The sequence below is a fragment of the Anaerolineae bacterium genome, assembly GCA_016931895.1.
Taxonomy (GTDB): domain Bacteria; phylum Chloroflexota; class Anaerolineae; order 4572-78; family J111; genus JAFGNV01.
This window is the reverse complement of record JAFGDY010000283.1, coordinates 36,824-45,434: the sequence shown is the minus strand read 5'-3', so window position 1 is coordinate 45,434 and position 8,611 is coordinate 36,824. Positions and strand designations below refer to the sequence as shown.

The 8,611-nt window shown below is 48.5% G+C and carries 5 protein-coding genes; all 5 read left to right on the top strand.

Translation table 11 applies throughout. The annotated features are described in order from the left end of the window. The first annotated feature begins 232 nt into the window (after window positions 1-232). The 5 genes from JW953_21675 (at window position 233) to JW953_21655 (ending at window position 8,470) form a co-directional block, all read left to right on the top strand. Window positions 233-1,075, top strand: coding sequence for a toll/interleukin-1 receptor domain-containing protein (locus tag JW953_21675; GenBank protein ID MBN1995313.1), 843 nt, complete (start codon window positions 233-235; stop codon window positions 1,073-1,075). A gap of 4 nt (window positions 1,076-1,079) precedes the next feature. Continuing rightward, a complete protein-coding gene (locus tag JW953_21670; GenBank protein MBN1995312.1) occupies window positions 1,080-2,111 on the top strand; it encodes a hypothetical protein in 1,032 nt (343 codons plus the stop codon). Continuing rightward, window positions 2,108-5,482 carry a hypothetical protein gene (locus tag JW953_21665; GenBank protein ID MBN1995311.1) on the top strand — a complete coding sequence of 1,125 codons (3,375 nt, stop codon included), beginning with the start codon at window positions 2,108-2,110 and terminating at the stop codon, window positions 5,480-5,482. Before JW953_21670 ends, JW953_21665 begins: the two co-directional genes overlap by 4 nt. Further along, the gene (locus JW953_21660; GenBank protein ID MBN1995310.1) at window positions 5,463-6,776 is read left to right on the top strand and encodes a winged helix-turn-helix domain-containing protein; all 1,314 of its coding nucleotides are present in this window, start codon (window positions 5,463-5,465) and stop codon (window positions 6,774-6,776) included. Before JW953_21665 ends, JW953_21660 begins: the two co-directional genes overlap by 20 nt. Before the next feature lie 428 nt (window positions 6,777-7,204). After that, window positions 7,205-8,470 carry a DEAD/DEAH box helicase family protein gene (locus JW953_21655; GenBank protein MBN1995309.1) on the top strand — a complete coding sequence of 422 codons (1,266 nt, stop codon included), beginning with the start codon at window positions 7,205-7,207 and terminating at the stop codon, window positions 8,468-8,470. The last annotated feature ends 141 nt before the right edge of the window (window positions 8,471-8,611 follow it).

The window sequence follows — 8,611 nt, the reverse complement described above, 5'->3', positions numbered from 1 at the left end:
GTACCCGATCTCGCAAATCCCGTCTTTATAATTCTCGTAGTCCTTGATGAATCTTATTACTGAACATAATAATCTAACATTGTCAAAATAGGATCTAAATAGGATGCACTATCAGGAAAGGGCTTGTTTTGCCCACGGCGGTTGTAGAAAAAGTGGCGATCTTGAATTTACTGTTTTGATATTGACAAGTTATCGAGTGTAGCTGACTGCAATATTCTTGGAGAAAAAGACTATGCTTAAGATTTTTTTATCGTATGCTCGCGCGGATGGTAACCCTGCCGCTACTCGCCTTCGTACCGAATTGGAACGCGCTAATTTTTCTATTTGGCGAGACATAGAAGATATGCAAGGCGGATTGGGGTGGAAAGAGCAACTTCGCGCAGCGCTGCGAGAAATAGATGTCGTTTTGGTTTTGCTGACCCCGGCATCGGCAGCATCTCCCTACGTGACCTGGGAATGGGAGAATGCGTTGACCTTACAAAAGCGTGTCATCCCCTTGCTCATTTCGCCCTGCGAAGTTCCATCTGATTTGAAGCGTTTACACTATCATAACCTCAACCAGCCTGACAATTACGCATTAGGGCTAATGGCTCTGGTGCGTGACTTGAACAATGTCTCGGCGGTTATAGAGCCTGATATACCTGATGAAGTAGTTCCTGTTGATCCAACGGTGAATATGCAAGGTGGTTTTTATCAGCCAAACTGGAAAGTTGAAAGGGATGTGATTCAGGCTCAAAGGGATGTCATTATAGTTGGTCGAGATATTTCTCAAGAGAATGAAGCTTTGGCTCAAGTATTCGCCGACCTGATGAAAAATATTAAATTGCTGCCGGCTGACGACCAGGCAGCAATTACCCCAATAGCCGAGCAGGCTCGCACTCAGGCAGAGAAAATCCAAAAAGGCGACGAAAGTCCTGAAACACAAACAGCTTTGGAAAAACGACTAAAAAACCTGGCGGCAATGGCCCCAGATATAGGCGAGGTCATCATTGCCGCCCTGGCCAGTCCGGCCGCCGGCATTGCCTTGACTATTCAAAAAATAGCCCAAAAAGTGCAGGAACAATTAAAGAATTAAGCTTATGACATCTCAAGACTCCTGGTCAGAAATCAAGAAACGTTTGTCACAACTTCATGCAGATAGTTCCCTAATTCCCTTTTATCCCTTCCTGGACAAGTTACAAGTTTGGGTAGAGGCACAGGTCTATCCTGAAAATATTTTTAATGCCCTTATATGGCTTATCCAGGAAATGAGTGTTCAAGTTGAACATGGTCTCTCTATACATGATGTACTGGACCAGGTTATTTCTGGTGGATTTACACAACCAGATTGGAGTCCAGAAAATGTACATCAATATCAGACCAATGGCCATATTTTCCAGTTTGTATTTAGCAATTTTCGTGATGAAATTGAACCACACAAGCCTGACCCCGGCATTCCGGTGCCGATTGTATTGTTAGTAATGAATGACTCCGATATTGAAGATTTGGTTACGGAAAAAACTTTGTTCAAGCAACTGCAAAAGGTACTGAACAAGAACGGCATAACTGACTGGACACAACGTTATCGAGACAAACCTGAAGCCTGGCAGCCTTTCAGCGGAACTGATGGCGCGGAAAGCATTACTCACCTGGTGGCCGAGTCGCTTGAGCAGGCCGGGAATAAGATGCACCCCTTCATTCCCGTTTTTCACGATATCCGCAAACTCAATGATACCGGTAACCGGCATTATCTCAGAACGTTACGACAGGAAGGGTGCATAGTGATTATGGATAGCATCTCGATACGCCACCCGGCGATTTTTGAAGCATTTCAACAATCAATGCTCGATGCTTACCCAAAAACCTCTGTGGTAACTATAGCTCCCTTCCATACCATGTTTGAGGTAGTGCGCAGCATGACCGTCGTTTTTCGGTTACGTATTTCAGATATGGAATTTGTCAAACGCAACAGGGATTACGCCGAAGATTTTAGTGCGTGCCGGGAGATTTGCGAGAAGGAAGAATTTCAACATTGGTTGGCGGACCGATTGAGAATAATGTATCCGGAAATAGTTGGGCCAACGGGTATTCGGGCGTATATGCATGAAGGATTGACCGGAGTAGGTCAATGATTTATACGTTTTACTCCTTCAAAGGCGGCGTAGGACGTTCCATGGCCTTGGCCAATGTGGCTGAGTTGTTGTATCGTCGAGGTTTCAAAGTCTTGATGGTAGACTTTGACCTGGAAGCGCCCGGCCTGGAAGGTTATTTTGAGGTGCCAGAAGCGCAGAACAAACCCGGTGATATTCTAACGCGGCGCGGCGTTATTGACATGCTGGTTTCTTATAAAGAGTTGCGTTTATTATCATCCCCCCTGCCCCTCTCCCAAACATTGGAACCGCCAACTCCCCAAAGGCAAAAAGATTTTCCTTTTCCGGTTGAACCCATTACCAATTTTATTACGCCTATTTATCAAGAAAACGAAATTGGCGGGAGGCTATCTATAATTCCGGCCGGTCGTCGCGCCGGCTCTGAATTTACCAATTACGCTCAACGGGTGCGTTCTTTTGATTGGGACGACTTTTATACGAATTGGGATGGCGAGCAATTCTTTGAATGGTTTCGGCGCGAAACGGAAAGGCAGGCCAATGTGGTGCTGATTGACAGCCGCACCGGCGTCACCGAAATGAGCGGCGTTTGCGCTTACCAGCTTGCGGATGTGGTGATTATGTTTGTCACCCCCAATCAACAAAATCTCGACGGCACGTTGATGATGGCCCGCAGCCTGGCCAACCCGCAACTGGTCAGCGAGGGACGCCAGGGAAGACCCCTTTCACTACTATTTGTGCCGAGCCGGGTGGAACAAGGCGAGAAACTTTTACTCGATGAGTTTGAAGAACAATTCAACCGCGTCCTGAACAGTTTTATCGCGCCCCGGTTCAAGTTTGAAAAGAGCGCATTTATTGACTTGAAAATACCCTATGTGCCATACTATGCTTACAAAGAGAGCGTGGCCACGCGTGAACCTGAACGAGCCAGTGAGTCAGGCCTGGTTGAGGCCTTTGAAAAACTGGCCTCTATTCTCCTGCCATTTACTCCTGAAACTTTTTCGCCAAGTTTATTTGCTGGACGCCAGCGAGAATTGGATGACCTGATTCGTTGGGTGACAGATCCCTCCGGCGTCCGCCGGTTAAGGACTATTGCCGCTCCCCCTGGTTATGGTAAGACTTGGCTGCTGCGTGAGCTAGAAAGACGGCTTATAAACAGACGTGATTTATTTATTATCAGTGTCCCTGTCCCTGCCTCCAAATTAATATCCAGAGTACAGATGGTTGAGTGGTTATCATTTGTGGTTAGAAATGCGCAAATAGTTTATCCTACGGTGCGTGACATTGGTCAATTTTCCCCAGAAATTATAATTTCTAACCTGCTTGAAGATTTAACCCAAGCCAGTCCCCCTTTACATCCTATTCTGCTAGTGGATGGGTTCGATGAATTACAATACAACGAGCGTCGAGAATTGGAAAAGTGTTTGTTAGATCAGTTCTGGCTTAATCCCGCAGCGCGGATAATTGTTTCCCTCAGAGATGAATCCGTCCTGGCCAGCACTAATCTCCGGCGTGGCGAAGAGCGAGTGCTTTTAAGGCCATTTTCTGAAAAAGAGGGGCATCAACAACTTGAAGAACTTCTGGACCTAAAAGTCAAAGACTCTAAATATCAAGAAATCCTTAAACTTATTGCTCCTTATACCCTCAATATTCCGGGGCTTAATGCCATCTTAGTCGAGAGAATTCAAGAAAATATAAAAAACAATCGCCAGCCAATATTAACTGCCGCCGATTTAAGGGCATGTTGGCATGAACTTATTGGCCCGGAATTGAACCGTCAGCCGGAAGCTATTGAATTCATTGAACGAGATATACAGGCCATTATCGCCCTACCACAAGATTCCTGGACTTTCGAAACCTTTGCTGTGCAAGGTAAATACCTCCAACGTGACGCGCTCAATCATATACAAATGCTGATGGCTCTAGGTATTGTTTGTCACGCTGGCGGTCAAAAATATACGGTCATTGACGGGCTAAGACAAATACTTCAGGCTGAACAAAGGCTCAAGGAAACCGAGAGAGAATACGATTTAGATAATATTCGCGTTCTATTAACTGAGAATTTCACAGATATAGAATTAGGCCGTTTCTGTCTTGAGAGACCTGAATTCAGGATTTTCTATAATGAATCCTGGCCGGAAAAATACAAACTCGCGTCAACCGATGTTGTTGACTCGGAGGCAATTTCCTCATCTAGGGGTATGAGCAAAACCGAGTTTGCCGATACTATTGACCAGCTTATAAAACATGCCAGCCGCAAAGACTACTTGGACATTCTCCTTGACTGGGCCAAAAAACCTAAACCGGATATATCAGCTATTTCACCTTTACGTCTGCCGCAACTATCCTGGAAACTTGACCTGTTTAAACCCCGGCCTATTCTACCAGATTGTCAGATTAGCCGGACACTTAAAGGTTATGACCCCTTTCCCAACCACCAAGCCGAACACGAATTAGCCTTTTTGTTTGGCGAAGTGGGTGGCTTTTGGAGCGACCGCGGCCACCCGGCCTATGCGGCGATTTCGGCCAACTTTTCGCCCGAATTAATTCTGGGGGAAAGCGGCAGCGGCAAAACCGCTTGCGCTTACGCTCTGTCCCAGTTGGGCGACGTTGAAGGCAAACCATTGGCCAAAACCTTACCCATTTATCTGAGGGGGGAACAGGTTGCCCTGCGCGATATCCACAAAGAAGTAGCCCTGGCCCTGTTCAATTTTGGCCGGGCCAATCCCGCCATTTTGTTGGATTTGTCCCCAGACGAGCAAAAACTCCTGGCTCGTTTCTGGCTGAATAGCCTGGAAGCAGAAATCGTCAAGCCGCGCTTAACGCAACTTTTTGCAGCGGACCGGAATGTGACCAGAGCCATCCAGCGGATGAAAGCGGCCTCCTGGAAAAATCAAAAACAATGGTTGTTAGCGGTTCAGGATATGCTGAGGTTATTTCATTTTGACCGGGCTGTATTGGCCGTTGACTTTAATGAAGCAAAGCCCGAAGAGACATTGGTTTATCTCCAGAATATGCCGGGCTGGGCGGCGCATGCCCTTATTATCAAATTATTTCTGCCCGCCGGCCTGGCCCCGGAGATAAAGAATTTTTCCGGCAATGTGAGAATATCGCGGTTGACCTGGACCGACGATTTATTGGCCGAAATGGCCCGCTGGCGTTATGATAGCCTGGCCCGGTTGGCCGGTATTCATGGCGGCCCCGACTTGCTTTTTGACGAGGGCGTTTATGTGCAATTCATCCAACAGGCCAAAGGTAATCCACGTTGTTTGGCCCAGTTGTGGCGATTCTTATTTGACGACCATCTTGCACATAGCCCGGAGCGGCCCACTTTCTCGGCCGAAAATTTGGCGCAGGCCGTGGAGAAACTGAACAATGAGTCTGACCGTCGCTGAATGGCCGTTTTTATCCGAAGAACAACGCACCTCGGCACAAAATGAGCGCTGGTGGGCGGAGTGTTACGTTCCCTCGCCGGCCGACGTGACCTTGCGAGGCGTGGCCCATGTTATCGCCTTTGGCGGGCCGGGCAGCGGCAAATCGGCGGCCATAAAAGCCCTGGAAAGAACAGAGACACCCCGCCTGCTCATTGTGCGTTATCCCATTGACCGGTGGCCGGGCGGAGAGCATGCCTGGTCAAGCGACTATAACCACCTGGGACAAATGATGGCCTGCATTTCAATGGTTATCAAAAAGTTTTTAACTGCCCACCCCCACCAACTTGACCAACCCCAACTTTCTATCACTAACCGGGTATATCTGCGTTGGCTAATTGAAAAATATGGCGGCCCGCGCGCTTTTGAGCGCTGGGCCGATGAACTGAATCAGCAAGCTTTATTGAAATTACTGGAACATCCTTTTAAGGACCTATACCCAACCGACACCGAATTGCTTGACGTGCAGGGCCAAATTGAAGAGTTAGTGACCTTGAGCCGGCGAGTGGGGTTTGAGGATGGAGTGGCCGTTCTGGTGGACGTCAACGAAGCCGACCTTGACGAACCCATTTTGGCAAAGATGGCCGATTTATTTGGCTGGTTGACGCCCCTGCAATTTGAAGGATTTGCCATTAAGGCGGCCATTCCAGAGCATGCCATTGACCAGGCTAAACTGATTGATAAATCTCGCGGCCGGATTACTTTCACCTCCCTGCGCTGGCCGGCTGAAGATTGCCGGGAACTTAGTAATCGTTATGTGCAAGCCGCCACCGATAACCGCCGGCGCGCCTTAACCGACATTGCCGCGCCAGAGTTGTTAACTGCCCTGGAACATAAAATCCAGCCCATCTATGGCGGGCCTACCCCTCGCGCCTGGGTTGGGTTGACCGCCACCCTGCTCAACCAATACGCCCACAACGGCCAAAAATTAACCGGCCAAAACTATAACGACCTCGTCCACGCCTACTTTGCCAACCATGTCCATCTCAAATTGGATAGAACATGCCGGGGCGTCTGGCTGGGCGCGCAGTTTATTTCCCTGGATGAGCAGCCCTTTGCTTTTCTGGAAGTCTTATGGCAATACCGCCAGAGCGGGGACGCTAATCCTGCGTTGCTGAAGATAGCTGGCACCCAGGGCAACCTCAATACCATTGCCAGCCGTTTACGCAAAAAAATTGAGCCGGTGCCCGATAAGCCGGTCTACGTCCAAAATACGCGCAGCCAGGGTTATTGGCTGGAAAATGCTGCCGATACATAGCCTGCCAGCCCGGCGTTAGACAGATGATAGCTTGATGCCAGTTAAATGTAAGATAATGTTATGTTTGCGTATGCTAAAATAGATGATTACGTTAGACTTACGTTTTATAATGGAGATGAGAAAAATTGCGCAAAAAATATTAACCTAAAAAGCATACGCGGGCGTATGGCGCTATATCTTAACCGACACAGACCTTAATGGAAATAGGAGGTTGGAGGCAATCTATCCTCCTATTTTCTGTGTTTTATAGTCACCCAATTTATTTGGCTCATTTGTCAAATATGCGCAGTTGCTGCGAGGGCTCCAGACCCTAAAGGTCTCAGAGACCTTTAGGGTCTTTGTGATATGCCCGCACACTTCTTACACATGTGCCTTTGTTATACCATAGGTGCGTCTCTGTAAGAGTCTTCCGAGGAGGAGGAGAGGAATTGGCCAACAATAGTCTATCGGAATATGCTGCGTCCATGAAAAAGTCTAACAACCCCCGGCTCACTTATCTCTTGGATACCCTGGAGTTATCGCATGACCCCTTTGCCGGCCCGGTGGCAGAGCAGGAGTTGCGCAGCAGCGAAAAACAGCCCCATTTTTTTGCTTATTATACAGACCCCCACGATCCAAAATTCAACAAACCCCTCCCCCAGGCTTTACGCGAAGCGCGAAACGGCCTGATATTTGGCCGGCCCGGCAGCGGCAAAACCACCCTTCGCTACACCCTGGAGGCCGAGTGTCGCTCCGTATATGACCGGACCCTGGTAGTTACCTATGAATTGAGCCACAAACCAACGCAACAACTGACGGCTGAACAACATTGGACGAACATAGCCAAGGAATTGGCGCTGGACCTGTTTATTCAGGTTCTTGAGCAGCTTGACGCCCTTGAGCCGCCCACCGAGACCCAAAAAAAACAATGGCAGGCGCAACTGGCCCTGGTTTGGTCGCGCCTATGGCGGACGGCCGAACTCATTTTGACCGATGATTTTACCGACCGGGAAAACGGCCTGGCCAGCCTGTGGTCCCGTTTGAATCGTCCGGCGGTGCGCTACATCAAGCCATCTCTCAAAATTGTTAACTTGCTTAAAGATTGTTGGCTGCCGGAAACCGAAACTGTCTCCCCACCTCCAGGTTCTGATGCTTCCCTTACAGGGGCAGAGTTGCTCCAAACCGGCTTGCTGGCGGCAAAAAGTTGGGGGTTCAGGCAGATTTTTGTTCTGGTTGACGGCGTGGATGCTTATGAGCGCGAAATTGATAAAATATTGGGCTTGATCACGCCCCTGTTTGACCACCTGGCTCGCTGGCAAAGCCAGGGTTTGTTTTTTTATTTCTTTTTACCTGAAGAGATGCAAACACCCATCTTTAAAACCTATGAAAATATTTTCAACAGTTTATCCTATCCCCCCCTTTCTTACCTCATTCATTGGGATGATGCCGCTCTGGCCGAATTGCTGCGCCAACGCCTGCGCGCGGCGGGCAGCCATATCCCCGGCTTTAATTATCTGGCTGCGGCTGAACTGGCCGGCACACTGGAAGAAAAATTAATTCAGGCGGCCCAACATTCGCCCCGGCATTTGCTCCGTCTGGTGAGCGCCCTGATAGACGCCCATGCCCAACACGCCCCCGACCAACCCCTGCTCACCGCCGCCGATTGGCGCAGAATGAAACAATTTTGGAGCTATGACTCTCCTTTACCTGAATAACCGGGCCTATTCACGCCTCAAGGTTCGAGTCTCAGTACAAATTGGATAATGTTGAGAGAAAGTCGAGAGACTCAGAGAGGTTTTTTTGTGGTATAATAACCAGGGCGTTGTGAAAAACAATCAAGTTACAAATAAATAGGG